This is a genomic window from Rothia mucilaginosa, from assembly GCF_901875305.1.
GTDB lineage: Bacteria > Actinomycetota > Actinomycetes > Actinomycetales > Micrococcaceae > Rothia.
In genome coordinates this window covers 214,423-241,164 of the sequence record NZ_CABFLY010000003.1, presented here as the reverse complement: position 1 = coordinate 241,164, position 26,742 = coordinate 214,423, and the positions used below count along the sequence as shown (strand labels likewise).

Here is a 26,742-nt window from a genome sequence, read left to right as displayed (position 1 = left end):
AAATACTATTTCTGGTGGAACGACCGCGTGCCGCCGCTCCCTCACGTAGAAGGACCGGCGGCACGCGCTCCGTCATGAACGGTGTTTTACCGATGTTCTCACCTGGTGGAAGAGCCTACGACGATGCTATGCGCGTACCCGGAGTTCCCCGTCCACCGCGGAAATTCTCAGGCAGGCCCCGCATCGGCAAAGCGGTTCTCAGGCGGCTAGGCCACGGTGCGGTAGAGATTCGTAATGGATTCGAGAGCCTCACGCTCGCGAGTCTTCTCATCCTTAGAATCCTCTTCGAACGTGCCCAGGGCGCGAGCAAGGATGCGTTCCACCTGCTTCGCCTCAATGAGGAAGCCGTCGTGACCGTGGTTCGACTCGATGATGTTCACCTCGACCGGGGTGGGCAACGCCTCCGCCAAGCGATGCGACTCGTGCGGGAAGAACAGGCGATCGGTGTTCACCGCGGCAATCGTCCACTCGCAATCGGTGCGGGCCAGCGCCTGAGAGAGCGAACCGCGACCGCGCGCCACATCGTGCGAGATGAGGGCCTCGTTGACGGCCAGGTAGCTGTTCGCGTCGAAGCGTTCCACCAGCTTGCTACCGTGGTGATCCAGGTAGCTCTCGATGGCGTAGCGTCCGCGAGGCTGACCCAGCAAGCCGCCCTCAACGCTTTCTCCGCGGTTCTCCTCGCGGCCGAAGCGGTGCTCCAGCTCGGCGGGGCTGCGGTAGGTGGTGTGGGCGATGCGGCGGGCCAGGGCGAGGCCCGCGGTCGGCGCGGGGCCGTTGTAGTAGTCGCCGCCGGCAAAGTTCGAGTCGGAGCGAATCGCCAGGTTCTGCGTGTGCGCCCAGGAAATCTGCTCGGCGGTGGCCGAAGGACCGGAGGCGATGACCGCGCATCCGCGCACCAGCTCGGGGTTGGTTGCGGCCCACTCGACGGCGCGTGCGCCCCCGAGGGAACCGCCGATGACGTAGCGGAAGCTCGTGATGCCCAGGGCCCGGGCCAGACGCGCCTCGGCGCGCACCGAGTCGCGGATGGTGACGAGCGGGAATCGGGATCCCCAGTGCTCGCCGGCGCCCGGGTAGCCTTCGGGAATGATGCTGGCCGGACCGGTCGAACCGTAGCAACCGCCCAGAATATTGGGGGCAATAACGAAGTATCGGTCGGTGTCGATGACCGCGCCGGGGCCCACAATGCCCTCCCACCAGCCGTCGGATTCGATAGCGCGGATGAGGGGCGCGGGCATGTCCGGGGTGGGCACGCCACGGGAGACATGCGTGTCGCCGGTGAGCGCGTGCAGGATGAGGATTGCGTTATCGCCGGCCTCGTTGAGGGTGCCCCAGGTTTCGTAGCCGATGGTCACCTGCGGCAGGGTGATGCCGGATTCAAGTTCAAAGTCACCGATGGCCAGCTGACGCAGGTAGCCCTGCGCCTCGGGGTGTTCGGTGCGGGTGCCGGCCACGGGAATGGGGGCGGTCACGGGCTGGGCAGTACAGGTTTCGGGGGCGGTCTGAGCGGTCATGGGTCCCTCCGGTGGGTTGTGCAGAGCTGTCCGCGTCGCGGCGGTAAGAACGCGTCGGCCAGTTAGGGGCGGCGGGTCAGAAACAGCAAAGATGACGGATGCGGGGTACTCCCCCGCGGACGGGCTGAGGGGTGCCGGGTGGCGCCTCCTCGGCCCGTCCGCGAGGGCGGGCCGCCGCGTTTAGGAGAGGGTGTCGAAGCCCAGCTGCAGGTCGGCGAGAATATCGTCGATATTCTCAATGCCGACGGAGAGGCGCACGAAGTTCGGGTACACGCCAATCTTCTCCAGCTCCTCAGCGGACAGCTGGGAGTGGGTGGTGGAGGCCGGGTGAATCACAAGCGAGCGCACGTCACCGATGTTCGCCACGTTGGAGTGCAGCTTCAGGGCGTCCACGAAGTCGCGGGTCTGCTCCAGGGTTGCACCCTTGAGGGTGAAACCGACGACCGCGCCGGGGCCCTTGGGCAGGTACTTCTGTGCGCGCTCGTACCAGGGAGAGGATTCCAAGCCAGCCCAGATAACACGGTCGACCTGCGGGTTGGCTTCGAGCCAGCGAGCGACCTTGGTGGCGTTCTCGATGTGGCGCTCGATGCGCAGGGAGAGGGTCTCCAGGCCGATGCCGATGTTGAAGGCGTTGGTCGGCGAGATGGCGGCACCGGTGTCACGCAGCAGCGAAACGCGGGCCTTCAGAATGTAGGAGAGGTTCGCACCGAACGCGGAGTCCTTGCCCAGGTCGCGTGCGTAGACCAGGCCGTGGTAGCCGGGGGCAGGCTGGTTGAACTTGGGGAACTTCTCGGGATCTGCGCCGTAGTCGAAGTTACCGGAGTCCACAATCACACCGCCGATGGAGGTGCCGTGGCCGCCCAGGTACTTGGTGGCCGAGTGGACGACCACATCCGCGCCGTGCTCGATGGGGCGCAGCAGGTAGGGGGTGGGGACGGTGTTGTCCACGATTAGGGGCACGCCGTTTTCGTGGGCAATTGCGGCGATGGGCTCAATGTCGAGCACGTCGTTGCGGGGGTTGGGCACGGACTCGCCGTAGAACAGCTTGGTGTTGGGGCGAACCGCGGCGCGCCACTCGTCGAGGTTGTCAGGATTCTCAACGAAGGTGGTTTCGATGCCGAGATCGGCGAGGGTGTACTTGAGCAGGTTATAGGTACCGCCGTACACGGAGGGCGAAGCAACCACGTGGTCACCGGCACCGGCAATGTTCAGAATTGCGTAGGTGATGGCCGCCTGACCGGATGCCAGCAGGAGCGCGCCGACGCCGCCTTCGAGGGAGGCGATGCGGTTCTCGATAACTTCCTGGGTGGGGTTGTTGAGGCGGGTGTAGATGGGGCCCAGTTCGGCAAGAGCGAAGCGGTTTGCAGCTTGCTCTGCACTGTCGAAGACGAAGGAGGTGGTCTGGTAGATGGGTAGTGCCCGAGCTCCCGTTGCGGCATCCGGCGCCTGACCTGCGTGGATCTGGCGGGTTTCGAACTTCCAACCGGCGGGGTTGGCGGGAGTCGGGACGGTAGTGTTGTTGCTCATGCTTGGCTCTCCTAAGGGGATAGTTAGGGGGCCGCATGCCGAGCGGTACAGGAATCGTCGTTGAGTTGTCCTGTCACGATTGATGTACCGGATTCGGTCACATCGGTCCCGCGCTTGCGTCACGCTTTTGCGTAACGCCCGGTCTTCACCCAGGGCACCCCACCGCGGAGGAGGGTTGCCGGCCAGCTAGCTGGGGCTTATCGCTGGCGCTCTTGACCTGTATTCAGGGTGTCATAATCGGTTGCGCGGGGTCAAGGGTTTTAGGAGTGCGCGACACTTTAAGACGCTTCATTGCAAAGATGACGTTTTATGAATTGCCTTTGCTATGACCTCATTTTAGGGGTTCGTATACTCTCAACCCGATTAGCCGAGTCAGGCACCTGTGGTATCCGCAGCAGATTCATCCCATTGGCCTTGACCCGGGGGGAGTCCAACAGAGCCTAAAAGACCGGGGAAAAGATTCTCAATCACGCTGTCTCGGCGTGTAATTTTACGGTGCGTTCCCAGCACTTCGGTGTGCATGAGCCCTGATTCTCGGAGCACCTTGAAATGATAAGACATCGTAGATTTGGCGATTCCATAGTCAAAATCACCGCAGAACTGCGGCCCGTGGTCTGCAATGCGTGCGAGAACATCTCGTCGAATGGGGTCTGACAATGCACCAAGGACACGATCTAACGTCACGTCATCAGAGGTGGGGTGATGCAACCGTTCCTTACCCATAACCACGCCTTTCCGGGTTTTTCGCATAACGTATTGAGCCTTCATGACTCTGTGACAGAATATTACATCTTGGGCTTGCCTTTTAGCATAATATAGATTTATTCTAATTTTGACGAACATAGAAATAACATGAAAGGATACACAATGAGTTCTCACAATACATCTCATCAGCTACCTCAAAATTCTGAGGCAACCATGCGGCTTGTCTCATTCAGCACTCTCTTTGTCATCGGCACAGATACTTTTCTCACTGCCCCTCTGCTTCCGCTGCTCAGCAAGGAGTTCAACACCACCACAGAACAATCAGGGTGGTTCGTCTCTGCATACGCTTTAGGGTATGCAGTTTTCGCACTCATTGCAGGCCCGCTGTCAGACCGCATTGATCGCAGGCGCATTATTCTTACCGGGTCCATCGGCTTTACGCTTTTTACGGGCTTATGCGGTTTAGCATGGGGGTTTTGGTCTCTTTTTACCGCCCGGTTTCTTGCGGGAGTGTTCGCTTCTCTGATCTCACCGCAGATTTGGGCATCTATCCCCATGACAGTGCCGAAACAAGCCATTATTAAAACTATGGGGTATGCAACGGCTGGACTTGCTATAGCCCAAATCGCCGGTATTCCTGTAGGTTCTTTCCTCTCCACTTATGGATGGCAGATACCATTTTTTGCAATCGCCGCAGCGTCTCTTCTTCTCTTGGGTATACTTTATTCACGTTTTCCCAGCATTCCCCCTGTGTCTGCGGCGCAAGATGGAAATTTTCTGACTCCCTACCTGCACGTTTTAAAAGCCCCTTCACTTTTGCTATCCCTCCTGGCGTACCTGATTTTCCAGACAGGAGTATTCGCATCTCTATCTTTCATAGGTTCATGGTTCGCGCGAGACTTTGGGGCATCGCAGACAACCATCGGTTTCGCCATGCTTGTAATCGGATGTGGCAACGCTCTAGGCTCCCTCACAGGGTCACGATTCGTCGCACATATAGGTACGCAGAAGACTATGCTCATGGGACTTATGGCACTCAGTATTGTGTATCTCTCAGTGTCATTGACAGCTAATTTCTGGATTGCTTTAGGTATTTTTACCATTGCACTTTTTCTCGGAGGAATTATGCTCCCCGTCCTCATGGGAGAGCTACAAAGCCATACCGCTGCAGCTCGCGGTACTGTATCATCCCTCTCAAATACGGCAATGTACGCTGGAACAACTATCAGCGGTGCCGTTGGCGGTACATTACTTACGCAGTTTCCGGGGTATAGCGGTATAGCCGTCATGAGTGCATGTGCAGTCGCAATTTCTCTTGGTGTCTATGCACTTGGTGGGGCATTCCGAGCGAATAACGGGGGATCGTTTTAACTTCTTCGAATAAAATCAAAAAAATTTAATCACAGCATTCCGTGAGCCGTGCTACACTGGTGGAAACCTTGAATCTAGGAGTGATGAGGTATGACCTCCCGCTAAAGTCGCACCGGCTCGCGGAATGCCCGCCCAGATGGTGGGCTCTAAAAATTTCAGAAACAACCCTGCTTTGGTTCGATACATTTCAGGAGCGCATAGTGTGCGCTTGGGATACCAAAGTTCTGAGGGTTTCGTTGTTATACCTTCCGCACCTGCAGTCGGTGACTTGGGATTATTCAGGCACTACGTAGTGCCTCTCTCACGACTATTCATCTCACCCGTCCCACGTATTGCAGGCCTGCGAACACCATGCTCAAGCGGCTTCGGGTGACTAAGCACCGCAAGGTTTTATCACGATGTCTACAATTCTTGACGCCGCGCAGCTCAGCCGCGTCTTTGGCACAGGCGAACGCGCCTTTACCGCCGTCGACCGGGTGTCGCTTCGCGTTAGCTCCGGTGAAATTCATGCCCTTCTCGGCCCCAACGGTGCGGGCAAAACGACGACCGTGCAGATGTGCTCGACCCTGCTCACACCCACCGGCGGTAGCCTCACCGTGAACGGCGTTGATGCTATCGCTCACCCGCAGCGGGCGCGCCGTCACGTGGGTCTCGCGTTGGGCGGGGAGAACGGCTTCTACCCGCGAGCCAGTGCCCGCGACAACCTGCTGTTCTTCGCCGATGTTGCGGGGGTTTCCGGGCGGGCCCGGCGGCACGAGGTGGAACACGCCCTAGCCCGTGTAGAGCTCACCGACGCCGCCACGCGGCCCGTCCAGGAGTTCTCCCGCGGCATGAAGCAGCGCCTACATATTGCCCGCGCCCTGCTCGGCTCCCCCGCCCTGCTCCTGCTGGATGAGCCAACCAACGGGCTCGACCCCGATATCGCCCTGACCGTGCGTACCCTCATCCGGTCTCTGGCGGATGAAGGTACCGCCATTCTGCTGACGAGCCACCTGCTCGGCGAAATTGAGGATCTGGCGCACACCATCACCGTTTTGGGCGCCGGTTCCGTTGCGGTGAGCGGCACCCTCGAGGACGTTGCCGCGCACGCAGGTATTGCCGCCACGACCGTGGTTCAGGTGGACCCCACCGCTACCGAGGGCATTGATACACTACGCGGCTTCCTCGGCGATAAGGCGGCGGTGCTGTTTGCCCCGCGCGGTTCCGGTTGGGAGCTGACCCTCTACTGGCACGGCGAGCGCGCCACATTCGAGGCGGGCGAGGCGCACCGCATCCTGGCGGAGGGGCTCACCGCCTCACGCATTGGGGTACGGACCGAGCCGTACACTCGCCCGGCAACCTTGGAAGAGGCATACCTGGCGATGGCGGAGGGGCTCAAACGATGAACGCTCAGACGCGGCATCCGAAAGAGTCCCGGCAACAGCGCCGAGGGTGCAACCTGTGGCAGGAGTGCGCCCGTCAGCTACGGCTCATGGGCTTTAGTCTGCGGCAGTTCCTGACGGTCCCCTACTTCATTCAGCTACTCATCAGTACGGTACTCGGATCGGTTATTATCCAAGCTCTTGCCGTGCACGCGGCGGCGCAGAGCTCCGCGGGGCACTCCGTTGACCCGACCCTGGCGTGGACCCGCGCGGGTATTGTGGGCATGTGGTCGGTCTGTATCGTGTCTGCGGGCATCATCAATTTTGAGCGTTTCCGCGGGACCCTCGTGTACCTGTGTTCGGGGTCGATTTCTCCGGTGCGGGTGCTGGCGGCTATCGTTTCGAGCGCCTCCATCGTGGGTCTGGCGGCCCTACCGCTGGCCTGGTTGACGTGGACCCTGGCGACCCTCAACCTGCAGGTCACGGACTTTTCCGCGCTCTGGCCACGCTACGTTCTGGGCGTTCCCCTGCTATGGCTTGCGTGCCTGTCGGTCACGTTCATGATTGCGGTGTTCTTCGTGGCGACGCCGAACGCCATCGCCTACGAGGAGCTGCTCCTCGTGCCGGTGTTTATTCTCTCCGGGGTTCTCTTCACGACCGTTGAAGCGCCCGCCTGGCTGGATGCCGCGGGCGTGCTCATTCCCCTGCAGGCGCCGGTTCACCTCCTACTTGGGCGTACCGCCATCACTACCCCGGCGGATGCGCTCCTCCCCTTGGTTCAGACCCTGATCGTGAGCTTCATCTGGGCGGCATGCGCTTTCCTCTTTGCGCGGAAGGCTCTCGCCTCCGCCCGTCGCCGCGGCACCCTGGGGGCGATGTAGCGTGCGTGTTCTCTCTACTGGCTCCCTGCCCGGCGTGGTGCGTCGGGCGCTGTCTACCGCCTCTATCGGCTGGTCGTCATCGATTACCTTCGCGACCCTCGGAACGGCTATTACGACCCTGGTGCTCGTGCCGGGCCTCAACGTGCTTTTTACGGTGCTTCTGGGCGCCGACCTCGCCGCGAACGATACGGTGCGCATCGGCTGCGCGACCGCGCTGATTGCCACCCTCAGCTCGGTGGCCGCCGGCATTGTCGCGCGAGTCGCTACCGACCGGTGGATCGGCGTCTTCGAGTACGTGTGCACGGCACGAGCGGTGGATGCGGGCTACTGGCTGGGTGCGGCGGCGGTGCCCGCGCTGCTGGCTTCCGTAACGGGCCTGAGCAATGTGGGTATCGTGTGGTTGCTCTCCCTCACGGCACCCCCTACCGGGGCGGGTTCCGGGCTTCTGCTCGGCGCCATCGCGCTGATGCCCGTTGCGGTTCTGGGCGGGGTATGCCTGGGCATTTTTGCCGCCGGGCTGGGCCTGTACCTATCGGATCCGTACACGGGATCCAATTTTCTGTCCATTATTCTGCCGGTCAGCGCGGGTGTGATCGTTCCGGTGAGCACCTACCCCGCGTGGCTTGCGTGGGTGTGTTCCTGGGTTCCCGGCTCCCGGCTGGTGCAGGCTCTAGACGCCTCTGGCGGTATTGCGAGCAGCACCGCGCCGGATCTCTTCGCGCTCCTGGCAGCGGACACAGCCCTGGCGGTACTCTACGCCGCAATCGGGTTGGGGCTGACGGTCCTTGCCGCCCGCCGCATCCGCGCCGGCGCCCGCGCTTCACTGCTATAACGCTGCTATAGGGCGTGAAACCCAAAAGGAACAAACCTTTTAAGTGCCCACTACCCGGCGCATTATCCGGGCGTCATATTCAACCGGGTGCTGCAACCAAGAAAGAATCTCCTGTGACTACTCCTCCCGCCGTCTACACGCTCGAGGCCCTCGGTTTCGACCCCTCCTGGCAGGGTGCGGCAATCCGCGCCGCGTTCACCCTCGACGGTACCCTCGAAGATTTCACCCTCGCCCGCATCAGCGCCGTGCACCGCACCCGCTGCGAGCTGCTGACCTGTGAGCGGGGCGAGCTCGTGAAGCTTTCCGCTCCCCTGCGCCCGGTCGAGAACGACTACGGTGAAGAAGAATACCCCGTTGTCGGTGACTGGGTGCTCGCCCAGCCCATCCCGGGAACCGGCGGTGAAACCCAGCCCGCGGAGCATAAGCTCCTCGTGATTCTGCCCCGACGCAGCTACCTCACCCGCCCCAGCGCCACCCGAGAATCCGCGGATCAGCCCGTCGCCGCTAACGTGGATATGCTCTGCATCGTTGAACCGTGCTTCCCCGAGCCGTCCATCGGGCGCATTGAACGCTACACCGCCCTGGCGCATGCCTCCGGGGTGCAGGTCGCGCTGATTCTCACCAAGGGTGACCTGGTGACGGCCGAACAGCTCGCCGGGTACCGGGAGTCTCTGGGGGGCGGCGTGGATGCGGTACTCACCGTCTGCACGGATAACGGCTACGACCCTACCCCGGTCGCGGAGCTCGTTGCCGGGCGCACCGCCGCATTCCTGGGCCGCAGCGGCGCCGGAAAATCCACCCTCGTCAACGCCCTGCTCAACCCCGGAGTTGACCCCCGCGAGGACGGCTCAGAGAACCAGGTGCAGGTAACCTCCGCGGTTCGCGGCACCGACGGCAAGGGACGCCACACCACCACCAGTCGCCAAATGATCGTTCTGCCCGGTGAGGCAGACTCCTGTGCAGAATCTTCAGCAGGCACGGTGCTCATTGACACCCCGGGCGTGCGAGCGCTAGCCGCCACAAGCGATAGCGCCGCGATTGACGAAACCTTCGAGGACGTCTCCAGCTACGCCTCCGCGTGCCGGTACAGCGACTGCTCCCACAGCTCCGAACCCGGATGCGCGGTGCAGCAGGCACTCACCGACGGCGTCCTCAACCCCGAGCGTTTCGAACGCTACCGCAGGATGATGGCCGAATCCGCGCGCCTACGCCTGCGCTCCCAGGAGCGCGAGTACCGGCAGAGCAACCGTGCCTTCACGAAGGCGAACAAGGCGGGCCGCCGCACTCTCATGTCCATTAAGGGGCGGGCCAACTAACTGCCGAACATGCACGTTCCGGCGGTGCTTCGGCGATGCTTCCATAAGCTGAGCCGGGCAATCCGGCGCAGACAGCAATATAGTAGCCTCCCTCACTCTTCGATACACTAGAACTAGGCGTGCCCACAGGCCCCAGCGCCCCCTCCGCCAAGCCCACGGCGGGGACCCCTGCACCTCCGGCACACACCGTTCACAGATCTAAACTCAAGGAAAGAGGTGGCCTCATGGCTGAACAGAACCTCACCCCGCCCGTACCGAAGAAGGTCGAGCACCGCCGCGAACACCACGGCGACGTCTTCATCGACCACTACGAATGGCTCCGCGACAAGGAAAGCGAAGAGGTCCTCAACTACCTCAAGGCTGAAGCCGCGTACACCGAAGCCGTCACCGCAGATGAACAGCCCCTCCGCGAGTCCATCTTCAACGAAATTAAGGACCGTACCCTCCTATCGGACTTGACCGTCCCGAACCGCATCGGCGACTGGTGGTACTACAGCCGCATGGTGCCCGGCGGCCAGTACCCCGTCTTCTACCGCTACCCCGCCCTCAACGAGGGTGATGAGGTCGTGCGCTACACCCCGCCGACCGTCACCCCCGGCGAGGTCCTCGAGGGTGAGGTCGTCATCCTCGACTGCAACGAGTACGCCAAGGACATGGAGTTTTTCTCCCTTGGTAGCTTCCAGCCCGCGCGTAACGGCAAGCTGCTGAGCATCTCCGTGGACGAGAAGGGCGACGAACGCTACGAGCAGCGTTTCCTCAACATGGAAACCGGTACCTTCCTCGAAGACACCATCCCCAACATTGCGGCGGGTTCCTTCTTCATCAATCACGCCAGCCAGCTCGTCTACGTGGTACCGGACGATTCCTGGCGCCCCTGGCGCGTGTACGTACACGATATCGGGCAGGGCACCGAAGATTACCTCATCTACGAAGAGCCGGACAACACCATGTGGCTCTCGCCCGCCATGAGTTCCGATCGTTCTTCTGTCATCCTGACGAGTTCCAACTCCGAATACACGGAAGTGCGCATCGTCCCCATCGATCAACCCAAGAGTGAGCCGACGCTCATCATCCCTAAGAGCGCAGGCATCGAATACTACGCTGAGCCGATCACTATTGCTGGTGAACAGCACCTACTCATCCAGCACGACTACAAGGCGTTGAACTCTGAGCTGGTGCTCGCCGACATGCCGCGCGAGGGTGAAAACCTCGACGAGTACGCGGCCCGCTGGGTTCCGGTCATCCGCCACAGCGAGCATGTGCGCCTGGAAGGTTTCACGCTCACCGCAACGCACCTGGTCGTTACCGCCCGTGCAGACACCACCACCCGCATTTTCCTCGCGCCGCGTGAACAGCTGCCCATCCAGTGGCGCCGCCGCCGCCCCGCGGGCGTGACCTTCATGGAGCCTGCCGGCTTCGACGAGGAACTGTACACCGCCTCGGTGCTGCGTGCGGAGAACTACTCCCCCGTGCTGCGCATCGCCTACACCTCGTACCTGACTCCGCGCCGTGTCTACGACTACTTCCCCATGTCGCAGACCCTGCTACTACGCCGTGAAACCCCGGTGCTGGGCGGCTACAACCGCGAGGACTACCGCGCCTACCGCGACTGGGCACCGGCCGCGGACGGCACGCTCATCCCCATTTCGGTGATTCACCGCGCCGACCTGGACATGAGCAAGCCGCACCCGGTCATCCAGTATGGTTACGGCTCGTATGAGTCGTCCATGGACCCGATGTTCTCCATCCCGATGCTGTCAATCCTAGACCGCGGCGTCATCTACGTCATCGCGCACATTCGCGGCGGAGGCGAGATGGGCCGCTCCTGGTACCAGAACGGCAAGAAGCTCGCGAAGAAGAACACCTTCACCGACTTCGTGGACGTCACCAGCTACATTGCGGCTAAGCCGTGGGCTGATGAGGCGCGTATCGGTTGCTACGGCGGTAGCGCGGGCGGCCTACTCATGGGCGCCGTTCTGAACCTCGCCCCCGAAAAATACGCCGCCTGCCTGGCAGCCGTACCGTTCGTGGATGCACTGACCACCATCCTTGACCCGGAGCTGCCGCTGTCAGCGATGGAGTGGGAAGAGTGGGGCAACCCGATTAAGGACCCCGAAGTGTACGCCTACATGAAGTCATACACCCCGTACGAGAACATCCGCCCGGTCCGCTACCCGGCGATTGCTGCGGTGACGAGCCTGCACGACACCCGCGTACTCTACGTGGAGCCCGCCAAGTGGGTTGCGGCGCTGCGTGAGCAGATTGACCCGTCGTCGCCGGTGCCGCTGCTGAAGATTGACATGTCGGGCGGTCACGGTGGTGGTTCCGGCAGGTACACTCGTTGGCGTGAGATTGCGTGGGATTACGCGTTCCTGCTGACGCACCTCGGCGTTACTAAGTAAGTAACCGCGCTTTAAAAAGAACGCTCCGTCTGTATCTGAGTGATACGGACGGGGCGTTCTTTGCTTATCTCTGCTCCTGTGGCGGTTCGCTACACACTTCCTCCGCGCCTACGCAGGGGCACCCGTCACACGGGTGCTCCGCACTCTCCTCGCTTCGCTGCGGAGAGCACCCGTGTGACACCCTGAGGGCGCTTCCGGAAGGTGTAGCCTCACCGCCTGGTCCGCATAGGCTACGGAGAACGCCCTGATGTCACTACGGACGACACCGCCCCTCCGCGCCTTCCTCAACGACTAGCCTGCCGCCAAGGTCTGCGCCGGGTCAATACGCGAAGCCTTCGCCGCCGGGTACAGACCAGCCAACACACCAACCAGCGCACCAGCACCCAGGCCCAGCAGAATAGTGTCGGCACTAATAATCGGCGTCCAACGGTTCAGCAAAGACACAATCGAGATGCCGTTAACCGCCAGCACAATACCAGCCACAGCGCCCAGGATGCCGGTCAGTAGCGCCTCCGCCGAGAACTGCAGCAGAATACCCGAAGGGCGCATACCAATAGCCAGACGCAAACCAACCTCACGGCGACGCTCCATCACCGCAACCAGGAACGTATTCATAATGCCCATCGCACCAATCACGAGGGTAATAACGCTCATGGCTAGAAGCATGGTGCGTTGCTGCTGGTCGACAGCCTCACGAAGGGTCTTCGGCTCCGGCGGCACACTCACGCTATACAGGGCGGGACGTTCCGGCAAGAGCGCGTACGGTGCTTCCTCCGCAATCTGGTTTGCGGCACCGGCAACAGTACTCACCACAATCTGAGTGGAACGCTTACCGGTCTGCGCCGCAGCGGCACCGCCACCGGCAGCGGGCTGTGCTTCTTCAGCATCGGCACCAGGCTTCGCGCCAAGCGGCAGGTAGACCGAACCGTACGACAGAGTCAGCGAGGGATTCTCCCGCACCACACCGATAACGGTGTACGGCTCATCGCGAATATAAACCGTGACCCCGGGGCTATAGGGCAGCGCGAGCTGGCGCATCACGCTTTCGCTGAGCACCACGACCTTATCGTTCCGCTCCACATGCCCCTCGTCGAAAGTGCGACCCCACACCAGGTCATGACCCTGCACGCTAAAGATGCTGGGCGTTGCCGCAAGAACGGCAGCGGTCACGTTCGCGCCGCGCTCACCGAAGTTGTCTGGACCGCGCTGAATATCGGCGGATTCATCCAGCTGATCCACCAGCGCGGTACCGGTCACTCCGTTCAGCTGACTAACGCGCCGATAATTTTCGCTTGCCGCCAGGCTCAAGAGTTCAGCCCGGCTCATGGATTCGGTGCGGGTAGAGCTAATCGTAAGGTGCTTAGCCCTAAAAATGTCGAAGCTGTCTGCCAGCTGCCCAGAAATGGTGGCGGTCAGACCAACGGTCAGCACAAGCGAAGCGATACCCAGAACCACACCAAGCATGGTGAAGATATTGCGCCGCACCCGGTGCACGGTAGCGTCCCACGCTTCTTTGAGGGAGGCGAGCGCCCAGGGTGCACGCCCACTCCCCTGCGGCTTAGAGGCTTGTTCCTCAGTAAAGCTAGGCAGGTTCAGAGACGCGCGGGTGGTCGTTTCTTCCTGCCGCGGTGCATCCTGCTCGATGAGCTGCCCCTCGTGCATACGTAGCACCCGGTCGCAGTGCTCAGCCACGAGCGGGTCGTGAGTAATCACAATCGTGCTTTGCTGGTCACCCGTACATTCGCGGAGCAGATCAATGACTTCACGGGTGAGCTCTTCATCCAGCGAGCCGGTCGGCTCATCACAGAGCAGCAACGCCGGTTCCCCAATGAGCGCACGGGCAATAGCCACACGTTGCTTTTCACCGCCTGAGAGAGTGGTGATGGGTGCATCCGTTCGGTGGCTCAACCCCAGCAGGGCGAGAATGTCTTCAACACGTTGTGCTCGTTCCGCTTTGGGCACGCCACGGTAGATGAGCGGTAGCTCAACGTTGCGGTACACGTTCTTATGCTCGATAAGGTGGAACGCCTGGAAGACGAAACCGATGCTGTCCAGGCGCGCTTCAGCTCGCTGTGCCGCGTTGAAGGTTGCGGTGTCTGTACCGTCCAGCAGGTAGCTGCCGGAAGCGGGCGTGCTGAGCAGACCGAGGATATTCAGCAGGGTTGATTTGCCGCTACCGGACGGTCCCAGAATTGCGACAACTTCTCCGTAGCGGACTTTCAGGTCAATATTTTTGAGCACGTCAATTCGAGTGTCACCCTGCATAAAGTGCTGGGACACTCCCTGAATATCGACGCTATAGGCTGGTGGGTGCGCGTGAGCGGCGCGGGAGTCAGTCATGGCTACTCCCTACTTTTTCTCGCGCATGATTTTGACGCTGTCGCCTTCGTGCAGGTCACCGGTGACGGCGTTCTTGCCGTTGGCGTTGCTGATGACGGTAACGGTTACCTCGCGTTCTTCACGGGCCTTCGATCCGTTGGAGCTTTCGGGGCCAAGCACGATGACTCGGGTCTGTCCGTCACGGGTGTAGAGCGCCGATGAGGGCACGACCAGGTGCGCTTCGAGGGTTTCTTCGAGGGTGAGTTCCGCGTTGACGGTGCCTCGGAGACTGTCCGCTTTATCCCCTACGTCGAGGGTGAGGATGCGTTCCCCTTCGGTGCTTCCTGCCGCACCGGCTGCGCCGTTGAGGTTGGAGCCAGCCGCGCCTTCTGCGCCATTGGCCTGGCGACCGGCCTGGCTGTTGCCTGCGGCACCGGCGGCTTCGGAGGTGTTCTTGTATCCGAGGGTTGCGATGTACTCAGTATCACCGAGGGAGGGCACGGTTACCTTCTGACCGCTACGAGCTTCGGGAGTGAGCCTGCCGGTGGCTCCGGTGCAGCTGAGGGTCTTGCTACCTTCTGCGATAGTGGCTACGGGGCCGTCTGCAATGGCGCCGGTTGCGCGGGAGTTACCGGTAACGAGTCCGGCGCGGTTGATGATGAGGAAGTAGCGGGCCGGAATGGGCTGGTCAGTCTTCACGTGCGGGTAACCGAGGCTGTCGAGGAGGTTGTTGAGAGCCTCGTAGGTGTCTTCGGTGATGCGCGCGGGCTGCGGGCCCTGACGTCCCATGGCGGTTAGCGCATTGTTGAGGAGCGCAGCGTCGGGGCCGCTGTCGTCGAGTTTGAGGTCGCGGTAGAGCGCGAAGCCGCCGGTCAGGGTGATAAGAGGTTCACCGTTGACTTCTGCGATGAGGGTGCCGTTGCCGACGGTGTCACCGTGTTTGATGGTGATTGCGGTGTACTGTCCTTCACCGCTGTAGCGTAGCGGGGTTGAGGTGGCGTAGTTGGCGGTGCAGGTCAGGGGCACGGTGGTGCGCAGTTTTTCGCGGGTGACCGTGGCAGTGATGGTGGAGGGGTCCGGGGGTGCCGCTTCCGCGTCTTTTTGGGCGGTGGTTTTGATGTTTTGGGCGCTGATGAGCGTGCCGACGGTGATGATGAGAAGCAGGGCGATAATGCCGTAGAGCCAGAGGGTTTTCTTCTGGCGGGTGGGGGTGGCGCTCATGGTGTCCCTTCTTTGGGTGCGCGTACGGGAACGCTATTATCTGTGCCGTTTGGGCTTAGGTGGCGGCGATGCCGTGTGGGGTTAGTTTGTGCCCGGCACGGGGATACGTGCCGGGCACAATACGCTGTGACGAGGCGTAGCTGTTGCAGCTACTCTGTACGCCTGTTCTGGATAGTCCGCAGGATTAGCTCAGAATCTTTCGGGCGTTCTCTTCAGCAGTTTTCTTGGCAGTGGTCACCTGCTCGATGAGACCCTGCTCCTTTTCGAGGAAGGAACTCAGGTAAGCGATAACCATCTTTCGCTGTTCGGCATCCAGCCCGGTTGCTTCACGGCAGGTCGCGTCGTTAATCGCCAGTTCGTGGGTGTCTTGGTTGTTCTGGCGGTACTGTTCGCGAGCCATATCCGGAGTGGTGTAGTCGCCCCCGAAGCGTTCCTTCATGCACTGTGCCCACTTCTCGGTGGCAGGCCCAAGGTCTTTGATGATTGCGTCGTTGTTGAGATAGTGAACCGCAGTAATGTAGACCTTTCGTATGGTCTCGTAGGACTCTTCTGAACCGTAGACTGCGCGGATGGCTTCTTGCTGGCAACCGCCCTTTCCTTCAGTACCGTTAAGAGCCTGCATTTCAGCGTCGCTCATAGTACGGCTCTGCTCTTCCAGCGCTGCAGTAGCCAAAGAGTAGCGCTCTTCGTATCCACGAGCACGGGCATCCGCGACGGTGAGAGGTTCAAAACCCGCCTTTAGAAGCAACGAGATTTCAGTTTCTCCGGCAGGAACCTTGTAGTTCGGGAATCCTCGTTCAGTCATGCACTGGCTCAGGGAGCGCTGGTAGGCACGAGCAACGTTGTCAGAAAGTGAGGCGAGGTTCTCTACTTTTTCGATAGCTTGACTATCGGGGCTCTTGGAGGCGCTATACGCCTTCTCAGCGTTAGCGGAAGCCGAGGAACCGGCGCTGGGTTGCCCGGACGCGCAGGAGCTAAGCACCAGGGTCAGCGGGAGTAGAGCCCCGGCGAGGGCTCGTAGGGTGTTCTGTCGACGCATAGGTGTGCACTTCCTCGTGAAATATATGCTGCATCTTTGTCCGCTCGTTCACAGGGCTCACCATTGTTTGCCCTTGAGAGAAGATGATTTGAACACTAGCCTACTATGCGCCGGGGGGGAGGCAATAGGAGACGGGGTCCGCCTTCGTACCCCATGCAGTGTTTGGGAGGCACTCCGCATGTTTCTCCATCGGGATACGACTGGAGGGACGGTGTTCGTCCTCGTTCCTACAGGGGCACCCGCCCTCGCTTCGCTTCGGGCACCCTGATGTCACGTTCGGACGACACCGCCCCTCCGCGCACGCTAGGTTACCCGAGGCGGCGCGCCGTGTTTTCCGAAAGCGCCCTCAGGGTGTCAGCCCGGACGCTCTCCGATGCGGAGCGAGGAGAGGGCGGAGCGTCCGGGTGACGGGTGCCCCTGCGTAGGCGCGGAGGAAACATGCGGCGTGCCTCCCAGATGCTATAGGTACGCAGCAAGGACGATAACCGCATTTCCAAGCGGAGCCAAGCGACCCAGCTTTTCCAAGCGGAACCGCGCATCCCGTGCAGAACAAGAGAGCACGAAAGAGGCGCCGCCTCCCACACGGGAGACGACGCCTCTTTCGTTAGAGCCGAATCAGCGGAAAAGCTTAGCCTTCCACGCCGCACTCAGCCAGAATCAGCTCACGCACGCGAGCGGCGTCAGCCTGACCGCGGGTAGCCTTCATGACCTGACCGACGATAGCGCCAGCAGCCTGAACCTTACCGGCACGAATCTTGTCGGCAACGTCGGGCATTGCTGCCAGTGCTTCCTGAACAGCTGCGGTGAGCGCGCCGTCGTCGGAGACCACAGCCAGGCCGCGTGCCTCGACGATTTCGGCGGGGGTGCCTTCACCGGCGAGGACGAACTCGAGCACCTGGCGGGCAATCTTGTCGTTAATCTTTCCTTCGCCGATGAGCGCTTCGAGGGCGACCACGGTTGCGGGCTCTACGCCGAGGGAGGTGAGCTCAACTTCAGCCTGCTTTGCGCGGCGGGCGATTTCACCCATCCACCACTTGCGGGCTGCGGCTGCGGTTGCACCCGCGGCAACGGTCTCTTCGATGACGTCGAGTGCGCCTGCGTTGACGACGTCGCGGAACTCTTCGTCGGAGTAGCCCCATTCGCCCTTGAGGCGGCGGCGGCGTTCTGCCGGAGGTTCGGGCAGCTCGGCGCGCAGACGCTCAATCCACTCGCTGTTGGTGACAACCGGTACCAGGTCCGGTTCAGGGAAGTAGCGGTAGTCGTCGGCATCGGACTTGGGGCGACCCGAGGAGGTTTCACGGGTGTCTTCGTGCCAGTGGCGGGTCTCCTGGGTGACCTTTTCACCGCGCTCGAGGATTGCGGCGTGACGGCGAATCTCGTAGCGGACGGCGCGTTCGACCGAGCGCAGGGAGTTCACGTTCTTGGTCTCGGAGCGGATGCCGAACTTCTCCGCGCCCTTGGGCATGAGGGAGACGTTGGCGTCGCAACGGACGTTACCGCGTTCCATGCGGGCGTCGGAGATGCCGAGGGAGCGCACGATGTCGCGGATGGCGGCAACGTAGGCGCGTGCCAGCTCGGGTGCGCGTTCGCCGGCGCCGACGATGGGTCGGGTCACGATCTCGATGAGCGGCACACCGGCGCGGTTGTAGTCGACCAGGGAGAAGGTTGCACCCTGGATGCGGCCGTCGGCGCCGCCGACGTGGGTGAGCTTACCGGCGTCCTCCTCCATGTGGGCGCGCTCAATTTCGACGGTGAAGATGGTACCGTCGTCGAGCTCAACGTCCAGGGAGCCGTTTTCGGCGATGGGGCCGTCGGCCTGGGAGGTCTGGAAGTTCTTCGGCGAGTCCGGGTAGAAGTAGTTCTTACGGGCGAAGTAGGACTTATCCGCGATGTCGCAGCCCAGCGCCAGGCCGAGCTTGATGGCGGACTCGACGGCGGTCTTGTTCACCACGGGCAGCGCGCCGGGCAGACCGAGCGAGACGGGGGTGATGTTGGTGTTGGGCGTATCGCCAAACTCGTTGGGTGCGGAGTCGAACATCTTGGTGTTGGTGTTCAGCTCGACGTGCACCTCGAAGCCGAGGACGGGGTCGTACTTTTCGATGGCTTCTTCGAAGCTGAGGACTTCTTCACTCATTACTTGGTTCCCCCAAAGTCAAAGTCGCGGATCAGGGTTTCGGTGTCGGACAGGCTCTTGTAGAGCGGTGCGCCCCACTTTGCGGTCAGCAGTTCTTCCAGGGCTGCGCCGACGCGGTAGAGGCGTGCATCCTCGCGGGCGGGTGCGGTGAACTGGATGCCGACGGGCAGGTTGTTCTCTTCAGAGAGTCCGCCGGGCAGGGAGAGCGCCGGAACACCAGCCAGGTTGACGGGCACGGTGGCGACGTCGCCCAGGTACATGGCCATGGGGTCGCCTTCGGTCTTCTCGCCGAGCTTGAACGCGGTGGAGGGCGCGGTCGGGGAGATGAGCACGTCGCACTTTTCGAATGCTGCCGCGTAGTCGCGCTGGATGAGGGTGCGCACGCGCAGTGCGGCACCGTAGTAGGCATCGTAGTTACCTGCGGACAGCGCGTAGGTGCCGAGGATGATGCGGCGCTTCACCTCGTGGCCAAAACCTGCGGCGCGGGTGGCGGCCATGACGCGTTCGATGGTGACGGGGCCGTCTTCGGGTACGACGCGCAGGCCGTAGCGCACGCCGTCGTAGCGTGCCAGGTTGGAGGACACCTCGGAGGACATAATCATGTAGTAGGCGCTGATAGCCTCGGTGACGGAGGGCAGGGAGACCTCAACGACCTCTGCGCCTGCGGCACGTAGCTCTTCGACGGATTCGCGGAAGCGTGCGAGCACGCCTGCTTCGAAGCCTTCGCCATCGCCGCCGCCGAGCTCCTTGATGACGCCGACGCGCAGGCCGGACAGGTCGCGCTTGCGTGCGGCTTCTGCACCTGCCTTAGCTTCTGCAGCGAAGTTGCCGGGGGTGTCGGGCAGAGAGGTGGAGTCGAGAGGGTCGTGACCTGCGATGGCCTCGTGCAACATGGCGGTGTCAAGCACGGTGCGGGCGACGGGGCCGACCTGGTCGAGGGAGGAGGCCATAGCAATCACACCGTAACGGGAGACGGAGCCGTAGGTGGGCTTGACGCCGACACTACCGGTCAGTGCCGCGGGCTGGCGGATGGAGCCACCGGTGTCGGTGCCCAGGGCCAGGGGCGCCTGGAACGCGGTGACGGCAGTTGCGGAGCCACCGCCGGAACCGCCGGGGGCACGGTCGAGTGCCCAGGGGTTGCGAACCACGCCGAATGCGGAGTGCTCGTTGGAGGAGCCCATTGCGAATTCGTCGAGGTTGGTCTTGCCGAGGATCGGCATGCGTGCTTCGCGGACCTTGCGGGTGACGGTGCCGTCGTAGGGGCTCATCCAGCCTTCGAGCATGCGGGATGCTGCGGTGGTGGGCTGGCCCTTGGTGACGATGAGGTCCTTGAGGGCGATGGGCACGCCTGCGAGCGGGGGCAGTTCCTTGCCGGCTACACGGTCTGCGTCCACTGCTGCTGCGGTGGCGAGTGCTTCTTCAGCGTTGATGTGCAGGAAGGCGTTGAGACCGCTCTTACCGTCTGCGCGGTTATCGCTCAGGGGTGCGCCGTCGGTGGCGGCGATACGGTCCAGGTGCGCCTGGGTGAGTTCGACGGAGGTAATCTCGCCGGCGGCCAGCTTGGCGGCTGCCTCGGCTGCGGTGAGCTGAATCAGTTCGTTCACTTGGTGTGTCTCCTCTTAGTCTTCGTCGAGGATTGCCGGCACGCGGAACTTGCCGTCCTGTGCGTCGGGGGCGCCGGAGAGCGCCTCTTCCTGGGTGAGGGTCGGGACGGGTACGTCTTCGCGGAAGACGTTCTCGAGGGGGATCGGGTGGCTGGTCGCGGGGATGTCAGCAGTTGCTTTCTGCGACATAGTCTCAACGGATGCGACGATGATGTCGAGTTCAGACGCCATCGCGGTGAGTTCTTCATCGGTCATCTCAATGAGTGCCAGCGATGCCAGGTGCTTGACCTGTTCAAAGGTGATGGCAGACATGGTTCTCCCGTAGTTTTGTTTTATGTTTCTTTTCTAGTGTAGTGGAGGTTGGGTTTCTCGTCTCTTCGGGAGGCGTTCTGCCTACCTATCGGTCGGGGCGGTGCGAGGCGGGGGCTCTCACCGGGCGCTCGAAGCTCCACTGCAGGAGGTTAACGCGCAACGCCCCGCTCCTTCGGTGAAGGGCGGGGCGTTGTGGTACAGCGTCAGAACGACCGCTTCAGGGGTGAACCTTAGGCGGGGATGTTCAGCACCTGACCGGGGAAGATCAGGTCAACGTTGTAGATGATGTCGGTGTTCGCAGCAGCGATTGCCTGGTAGCCACCTGCAACGCCGAGCTTTGCAGCAATCAGCGAGAGGGAGTCACCGGGAACCACGGTGTAGGTGCCTGCGGCAGCCTTGGGAGCTGCTGCGACGGGTGCTGCGGGAGCCTCAACTGCCGGTGCAGCGGGTGCTGCCTGAGCGGCAGGTGCAGCCTGGGCTGCGGGTGCAGCAGCGGGAGCCTCAACGGCGGGTGCTGCCTGTGCTGCGGGTGCAGTGTAGGCCTGCTGGGTCTGCGACTGTGCAGCCACGGTGGTGGTTGCGGCGGTCGAGGTGGTGGGCTCGGTGTAGGTGGGAGCTGCGCCGGTCTTGCCGTAGAGGCCAAGCTTAGCGGAGCATGCGGGCCATGCGCCCCAGCCCTGGATAGCGAGCAGACGCTCGCCAGCCTCGATCTGCTGTGCACGGGTAGCGTTCACGGGGGAGCCGGACATGCCGACACCGTTCCAGGACTGCTGGGTGAACTGCAGGCCGCCGTAGAAGCCGTTACCGGTGTTGATGGACCAGTTACCACCGGACTCGCACTGTGCCAGTGCGTCCCAGGTAGCACCGTCTGCTGCGTTTGCAGCAGGCATCGACAGGGTAGCTGCTGCAACGCCACCGATGGCGAGAGCTGCTGCGGAACGACGAATGGAAGTGTTCTTCATAATGCTCCTTGGGGCCGTCCCCGCTCGTTCCGTCCCCGGAACTCTAGCGCGCCGCCGCTCACCCTTTGATAACGAAGTAGGTTACTCATTTTTGGCTCTACCATGTGAGCGGCTCTCCACCGATTTCATGTCACCAGGGGTCATCCTGCACTAATGTGCGGATTCCAGTGGCATTTCCTCGATGGGGACGTGCGGTAGAACCGGGCATCGTTTCAAGCATTCCAAGCTTGAAACCACACAGGCGATTCTCTTGCGAGAATCTATCTGGTCTCAAAGATAACCGAGGTTTGGACGGTTTCCAACCCCGTCTCAGGCTACCAGCGGACCCCTCAACTTCTCCCAGGGTTCTTTAAGGTAAAGAGCACTGGAAACATTAATCCTCCAGTTGAACCTTGGGATTTTCGGTCAACATCCCCCGGTATTTCGGGGTTTTCTAGGGAGTTTACTCGGGCCCACTCCCCCACTCTCCGCAACTTTTAAGGAGCATCCGCACCCCTCAGGCAGAGGATTCGAACAGCGTGTAAAAAATTTTTAAATATTTCTATGCTCTCGGAGTGTTTTTAAGCTCTCCAAGCCCTAGAAACTGTGGTAATTATAAGTGCCAAATTTTGGCATTCGGGCCCCGAGGACTATTCCTCGGGGCCCGAATGGCGCATATATATCTCTCAACACCCCGCATCCCACAGCCCGAGGTACTGCGACCAGAAGTACCGCGGTGCGCGAAGACGGAGGAACACCTCGATGCCTATGCTTCCGACTCGCCGAAGGCGCTTTCGGGACCGTCCTCGAGTGCCTCCGGACCACCCTCAAGCAGGGCGGTGAAGCCCTCCTCATCCAGCACCCGCAGGCCCAGGGCCTCAGCCTTATCCAGCTTTGAGCCGGCGTTCGCACCGGCCACCACAAAGTGGGTCTTCTTCGAGACCGAACCGGAGGCCTTACCGCCGCGAGAAATAATCGCTTCCTTTGCCCCGTCGCGGGTGTAACCGTTCAGGGTGCCGGTCACGACCACGGTCAGGCCCTCCAGGGTCCGCTCCACCGATTCGTCGCGACTGTCCTCCATACGCACACCGGCGGCCGCCCAGGAATCCACAATCTCGGCATGCCAATCCTCAGCGAACCACTCGATGATTGAATCCGCGATGGTGGGGCCCACGCCGTCCACCGAAGCCAGGCGCTCGCGATCGGCCTCGCGGATAGCCTGCATCGACCCGAACTCGGCCGCGAGCGCGCGGGCGGCAGTCGGGCCCACGTGACGAATCGAGAGGGCAACCAGCACGCGCCACAGCGGCTGTTGCTTTGCCTTCTCCAGCTCAGCGAAGAGATTCAGCGTATTCTTCGTGGGCTTCGGCTCGGGGCGCGCCTTGGTCGGCTTGGTGTAGAAATAGGGCACGCGTTCCATCTTTCCGGTGCCCACGCCCTTGACCTTCTTCTCACGTTCGATGGTCACCTCGCGCAGGTCCTCAATGTTGAGGCTGAACAGGTGCGCTTCAGTGGTCAGCGGAGGAGTGTCCGGGGTCGCGGGGCTGGTGAGTGCCTTGGCGGCCTCGAAGCCGAGCGCCTCAATGTCGAAGGCGCCGCGGCTTGCCGCGTAGTACACGCGCTCGGTCAGCTGCGCCGGGCAGGAGCGGGGGTTCGTGCAACGCAGATCCACGTCGCCTTCCTTGCCGGGTGCCAGGGGCGAGCCGCAGGAGGGGCACTCGCTGGGCATCACGAACTCGCGTTCGGTGCCGTCACGCAGGGCAACCACGGGAGCAACGATTTCGGGGATTACATCGCCCGCCTTGCGCAGCACCACGGTGTCACCAATGAGCACGCCCTTGGCCTTGACCACATCCTGGTTGTGCAGGGTGGCTCGCTCCACGGTCGAACCGGAGACGAACACGGGCTCCATGACGCCGTAGGGGGTCACACGGCCGGTGCGTCCCACATCCACGCGGATGTCCAGCAGCTTGGTGTTCACCTCTTCGGGCGGGTACTTATAGGCCACCGCCCAGCGCGGCACGCGGGAGGTGTAGCCCAGCTGAGCCTGGGTCGCGAAGTCGTTGACTTTAATGACGATGCCATCGATCTCGTGCACGAGGGAGTGGCGCTGTTCGCCGTAGCGGTTGATGAAATCGAAGATGCCCTCGACCGAATCGGTCAGCTCGCTGTAGGGGCTCACGGGTAGCCCCCAGGAGGCGAGCAGATCGTAGGTCTCGTACTGGGTGGCAATATCCAGGCCGGTACGCGAACCGATGCCGTGCACGTACATGCTCAGCGGGCGGGAGGCGGTGACCGCCGCGTCCTTCTGGCGCAGGGAGCCTGCCGCGGCGTTACGCGGGTTCGCGAAGGGGTTCTTACCCGCGGCAATCATGGACTCGTTGAGCTTCTCAAAGTCGGCGGAGGAGATGAACACCTCGCCGCGAATCTCGATTTCTTCGGGGAGGTTCTCGCCGCTCAGCTGCTGCGGGATACTCGCGATGGTGCGCACGTTATGGGTGACGTCCTCGCCGGTGGTGCCGTCGCCGCGGGTTGCGGCGCGCACGAGGGTGCCGTTGCGGTAGAGCAGGTTCACGGCCAGACCATCAATCTTTAGCTCGATCAGCCAGCGCGGGGCGGCACCGGTGAGGTTTCGGACGCTCTCCTCGGTCTTGGTCAGCCAGGCGCGCAGCTCCTCGAAGGAGAAGACGTCCTCGAGGGAGTACATGCGTTCCAGGTGGGTAACGGGCGCGAAGGCTTCAATGGCTTCGCCGCCGACCTCCTGGGTAGGCGAGTCGTTGGCAATGATGAGCGGGTGCTCGGCCTCGATGATTTCGAGACGGCGGTAAAGCGCATCGTACTCAGCATCGGAGAGGAAGGGGGCATCCTCGTTGTAATAGGCGCGGCGGGCTGCGCGAATCTTATCGGTCAGCTCGGCGTATTCGGCGCGCAGGGCCTCGGTAATCTCTGCGGAGTTTTCTCCGGGGTTCTCTGCATGAGTCCCGGCGGGAGCAGCAGTGGGGGCGTTGTTCTCAGTCACCCGTCCAGTTTAACGTGTTGGGGCGCGGACCTCCCCCGCCGCTGTCACGGAGGGTCTTCCCCAGCCGGCTTCCCGCGGACAGAGCTCACCCCCGCCTCCTGCGGGCACTCGCGCGAGTGCCCGCTGAAGGCGGGGGTGAATTAGAAATATGGGTTTAGGCCTCGACAGCGTCAGCAACAATCACCGTAATGTTGTCGCGGCCGCCCGAACGCAACGCCTCGTGCTGTAGCACGTCCGCGGCGTCCTGCGGGTGACGAATCGAAGTGAGCACACGAGCCATATACTCGTGCGAAAGCTCGCCGGAGAGGCCGTCGGAGCAGAGCATCAGGCGGTCACCGGGGCGTGCAGGCAGAACCCAGAAGTCCGGCTCCCAGTAGTTGCCGGTGCCCAGCGCGCGGGTAATCACGTTGCGGCGCGGGTGGGTCAGAGCCTCCAAAGGCGTAATCTGGCCCTCGTCGACCAGGTACTGCACCTCGGAGTGGTCCGTCGTAATCTGTTCCAGCGAGGCGGATCCCTCGGAACCGGGCAGCTTCTCCATGGTGGAGTGGTGAATACCGTCGTCCTCGCGCATCAGACGGTAGGTACGGGAATCACCAATATTGAAGACAACCCACAGGTTCTGCCGACCGATGCTGGTCAGCCACGCGCCGGTCACGGTAGTACCGCCGGAGCGTGAGAGAGCTTCCTTAATCTCTTCGTTGGTTTCACCGAGGATGTCGTGCAGACGGTCGAGAGACTGCACAATTTCCTTGTTCAGCTCAGAATTGATGCGGCGGCGGCGCTTGACCGGGTCGCTCTCGTCGATTGCCGCGATGCGTTCGGCATAGGCCTTCTGCTCGCTTTCGCTGCGGCCACCGGGCATCGTAAAGAAGGGCGAGTAGGCGAGCTGCCGCACGCACAGGCGTGAGGCAACCTCACCGGCCTCGTGGCCGCCCATGCCGTCCGCGACCACGCAGAGAGAACCGGCGACAACCATCGAATCTTCGTTATTTTCTCGATGCGCGCCGCGGTGAGTAGCGCCGCCGGTACGTAGTTTCAGTTCAGTCATGAGAGGTTGATCTCCATAGTGTAGTGTGCGCGACGGGTCACCGCCACGGGGTCTACGTTACCAAAGCTTCGGACGTTTCGCGTTCCCTGGGAGGTAAGGGTGTAATGATTTCCCACCTGCCGGAGCGTGTTCGCCGTCTCATTATCGGTCAGCACGGTGCCCGGTTCAGCTAGGGACACCAGGCGCGAGGCCAGGTTCACGCTGGAGCCGTACACATCGCCACGGTTGGCCAGCACCTCACCCCAGATGAAGGCGACGCGCACATCCGGCAGATGCGGGTCTGCACCAATTTTTTCAGAGAGTTGCAGGCTAATCTCAGCAATAGCATCCGGGGTTTCGGTGAGGAAGAACACCTCATCGCCGAGGGTCTTAATGATGCGTCCACCCAAGGGCGCGATGACGTCCAGGCAGCTCTGCTCGAAGTGGTTGATGAGCTGCGAGAGGGCCGCCGCATCCAGGTTGCGCACCAGAGAGGTGTACGAGACCAAATCCACGAAACCCACACCGCGCACGAGCGGCAGGTGAGCAATACCCGAGCTGGTGGCGTTATTCTCACGCAGACCCAGGCGCAGAATCCCGGCGTACATCTGGCGGCGGTAGGCATAGACAGCCAAGTGTTCAAGCACCTCGAGGTAGCGGGGAAAATCCAAGAGCAGCTTGCGGCGGGCCTCATTGTCATCCATGTTCTCGGTGACCATGATGTTATGCACCAGGGCCTCAATCTGCCAGGCGACCGTGCGATCGGTCAGCTGGCCCTCGGCCCGTACCAGGGACACCACGTACTCCATGCGAATCGTGCCCTCATCGTCCAGGGCTCGCAGGTCGGCGAGCATGCGCACATCGGTCTCAGTGAAGTAAGGAACGTTCGGGGCAATATCGGGGAACCCCATATTGCGCCAGATGCGGCGGGCCGCCTTCAGAGGGATCCCAGCCAGTTCCGCCGCCTGCGAGGGAGTGTACCGGTCACCTTCACCAAGCAGGGACTTTTCGAGAGCACGCACGCCCTCTTTGGAGCGTTCGTCCCGGTAGATATTGTTTTGGGCGAGATTCTGCAGAATTTTGAGGTTGAGCATCTGGGTCTCGGGGCCCATGCTCCCACCGGAGGCACCCGACGGAGCAACGCTACCCGAGTCCTGCGGAGAGGGTTCGGGTCGGTAGTGGTTCGCCGTGCTCATTACCGTTACCGGTCCTTTCTTCTC

At 61.9% G+C, this 26,742-nt stretch carries 19 protein-coding genes and 1 riboswitch; of the genes, 6 read left to right on the top strand and 13 right to left on the bottom strand.

Features of this window, described 5'->3' with window-relative positions:
• Positions 1 to 206: 206 nt before the first annotated feature.
• The 3 genes from metX to JX292_RS05115 all read right to left on the bottom strand — a co-directional run bounded on the left by metX (position 207) and on the right by JX292_RS05115 (position 3,761).
• Complete coding sequence (metX, locus tag JX292_RS05125) at positions 207 to 1,511, bottom strand: homoserine O-acetyltransferase MetX (protein WP_204862188.1); 1,305 nt, start codon at positions 1,509 to 1,511, stop codon at positions 207 to 209.
• A gap of 180 nt (positions 1,512 to 1,691) precedes the next feature.
• Positions 1,692 to 3,038 (bottom strand): bifunctional o-acetylhomoserine/o-acetylserine sulfhydrylase, encoded by a 1,347-nt coding sequence (locus tag JX292_RS05120; RefSeq protein ID WP_070680597.1) that lies wholly within the window; start codon positions 3,036 to 3,038, stop codon positions 1,692 to 1,694.
• A 105-nt stretch (positions 3,039 to 3,143) separates the two neighbouring features.
• Positions 3,144 to 3,256, bottom strand: a riboswitch (SAM riboswitch).
• Positions 3,257 to 3,410: 154 nt separating this feature from the next.
• Complete coding sequence (locus tag JX292_RS05115) at positions 3,411 to 3,761, bottom strand: ArsR/SmtB family transcription factor (RefSeq protein ID WP_204862347.1); 351 nt, start codon at positions 3,759 to 3,761, stop codon at positions 3,411 to 3,413.
• A 144-nt stretch (positions 3,762 to 3,905) separates the two neighbouring features.
• On the opposite strand from JX292_RS05115, the gene JX292_RS05110 reads away from it, so the two are divergent.
• The 6 genes from JX292_RS05110 to JX292_RS05085 all read left to right on the top strand — a co-directional run bounded on the left by JX292_RS05110 (position 3,906) and on the right by JX292_RS05085 (position 11,906).
• Positions 3,906 to 5,114 carry an MFS transporter gene (locus JX292_RS05110; protein ID WP_204862186.1) on the top strand — a complete coding sequence of 403 codons (1,209 nt, stop codon included), beginning with the start codon at positions 3,906 to 3,908 and terminating at the stop codon, positions 5,112 to 5,114.
• A 398-nt stretch (positions 5,115 to 5,512) separates the two neighbouring features.
• Positions 5,513 to 6,499 carry an ABC transporter ATP-binding protein gene (locus tag JX292_RS05105; RefSeq protein WP_204862184.1) on the top strand — a complete coding sequence of 329 codons (987 nt, stop codon included), beginning with the start codon at positions 5,513 to 5,515 and terminating at the stop codon, positions 6,497 to 6,499.
• Positions 6,496 to 7,356 carry an ABC transporter permease gene (locus tag JX292_RS05100; protein ID WP_204862182.1) on the top strand — a complete coding sequence of 287 codons (861 nt, stop codon included), beginning with the start codon at positions 6,496 to 6,498 and terminating at the stop codon, positions 7,354 to 7,356. Before JX292_RS05105 ends, JX292_RS05100 begins: the two co-directional genes overlap by 4 nt.
• 1 nt (position 7,357) lies before the next feature.
• Positions 7,358 to 8,188 (top strand): ABC transporter, encoded by an 831-nt coding sequence (locus JX292_RS05095; RefSeq protein ID WP_204862180.1) that lies wholly within the window; start codon positions 7,358 to 7,360, stop codon positions 8,186 to 8,188.
• A 113-nt stretch (positions 8,189 to 8,301) separates the two neighbouring features.
• Complete coding sequence (gene rsgA, locus JX292_RS05090) at positions 8,302 to 9,504, top strand: ribosome small subunit-dependent GTPase A (protein WP_204862178.1); 1,203 nt, start codon at positions 8,302 to 8,304, stop codon at positions 9,502 to 9,504.
• A gap of 224 nt (positions 9,505 to 9,728) precedes the next feature.
• Complete coding sequence (locus tag JX292_RS05085; protein WP_204862175.1) at positions 9,729 to 11,906, top strand: S9 family peptidase; 2,178 nt, start codon at positions 9,729 to 9,731, stop codon at positions 11,904 to 11,906.
• Positions 11,907 to 12,197: 291 nt separating this feature from the next.
• Here the strand turns inward: JX292_RS05085 and JX292_RS05080 are convergent, their stop codons facing one another.
• From JX292_RS05080 to JX292_RS05035, 10 genes are all read right to left on the bottom strand, one after another.
• A complete protein-coding gene (locus JX292_RS05080; protein ID WP_204862174.1) occupies positions 12,198 to 14,246 on the bottom strand; it encodes an ATP-binding cassette domain-containing protein in 2,049 nt (682 codons plus the stop codon).
• Positions 14,247 to 14,255: 9 nt separating this feature from the next.
• On the bottom strand, positions 14,256 to 15,446 hold the full coding sequence (locus JX292_RS05075; protein ID WP_204862169.1) for a secretion protein HlyD: 1,191 nt from the start codon (positions 15,444 to 15,446) through the stop codon (positions 14,256 to 14,258).
• A gap of 184 nt (positions 15,447 to 15,630) precedes the next feature.
• On the bottom strand, positions 15,631 to 16,485 hold the full coding sequence (locus JX292_RS05070) for a chromosome partitioning protein ParA (RefSeq protein WP_204862167.1): 855 nt from the start codon (positions 16,483 to 16,485) through the stop codon (positions 15,631 to 15,633).
• A 628-nt stretch (positions 16,486 to 17,113) separates the two neighbouring features.
• Positions 17,114 to 18,619, bottom strand: coding sequence for an Asp-tRNA(Asn)/Glu-tRNA(Gln) amidotransferase subunit GatB (gene gatB, locus JX292_RS05065; RefSeq protein WP_204862165.1), 1,506 nt, complete (start codon positions 18,617 to 18,619; stop codon positions 17,114 to 17,116).
• Positions 18,619 to 20,223 carry an Asp-tRNA(Asn)/Glu-tRNA(Gln) amidotransferase subunit GatA gene (gatA, locus tag JX292_RS05060; RefSeq protein WP_204862164.1) on the bottom strand — a complete coding sequence of 535 codons (1,605 nt, stop codon included), beginning with the start codon at positions 20,221 to 20,223 and terminating at the stop codon, positions 18,619 to 18,621. The genes gatB and gatA overlap by 1 nt, the downstream gene beginning before the upstream one ends.
• A 15-nt stretch (positions 20,224 to 20,238) precedes the next feature.
• A complete protein-coding gene (gene gatC / locus JX292_RS05055) occupies positions 20,239 to 20,535 on the bottom strand; it encodes an Asp-tRNA(Asn)/Glu-tRNA(Gln) amidotransferase subunit GatC (protein ID WP_049332870.1) in 297 nt (98 codons plus the stop codon).
• Positions 20,536 to 20,765: 230 nt separating this feature from the next.
• Entirely contained in the window at positions 20,766 to 21,497 is a 732-nt protein-coding gene (locus JX292_RS05050) for a transglycosylase family protein (protein ID WP_204862162.1), read from the bottom strand.
• A 745-nt stretch (positions 21,498 to 22,242) separates the two neighbouring features.
• Positions 22,243 to 24,495, bottom strand: a complete 2,253-nt coding sequence (gene ligA / locus JX292_RS05045; protein ID WP_204862155.1) for an NAD-dependent DNA ligase LigA — start codon at positions 24,493 to 24,495, stop codon at positions 22,243 to 22,245.
• 154 nt (positions 24,496 to 24,649) lie between these two features.
• A complete protein-coding gene (locus tag JX292_RS05040) occupies positions 24,650 to 25,543 on the bottom strand; it encodes a PP2C family protein-serine/threonine phosphatase (protein ID WP_204862153.1) in 894 nt (297 codons plus the stop codon).
• Positions 25,540 to 26,718 (bottom strand): adenylate/guanylate cyclase domain-containing protein, encoded by a 1,179-nt coding sequence (locus JX292_RS05035; protein ID WP_204862151.1) that lies wholly within the window; start codon positions 26,716 to 26,718, stop codon positions 25,540 to 25,542. Before JX292_RS05035 ends, JX292_RS05040 begins: the two co-directional genes overlap by 4 nt.
• Between the last annotated feature and the right edge of the window lie 24 nt (positions 26,719 to 26,742).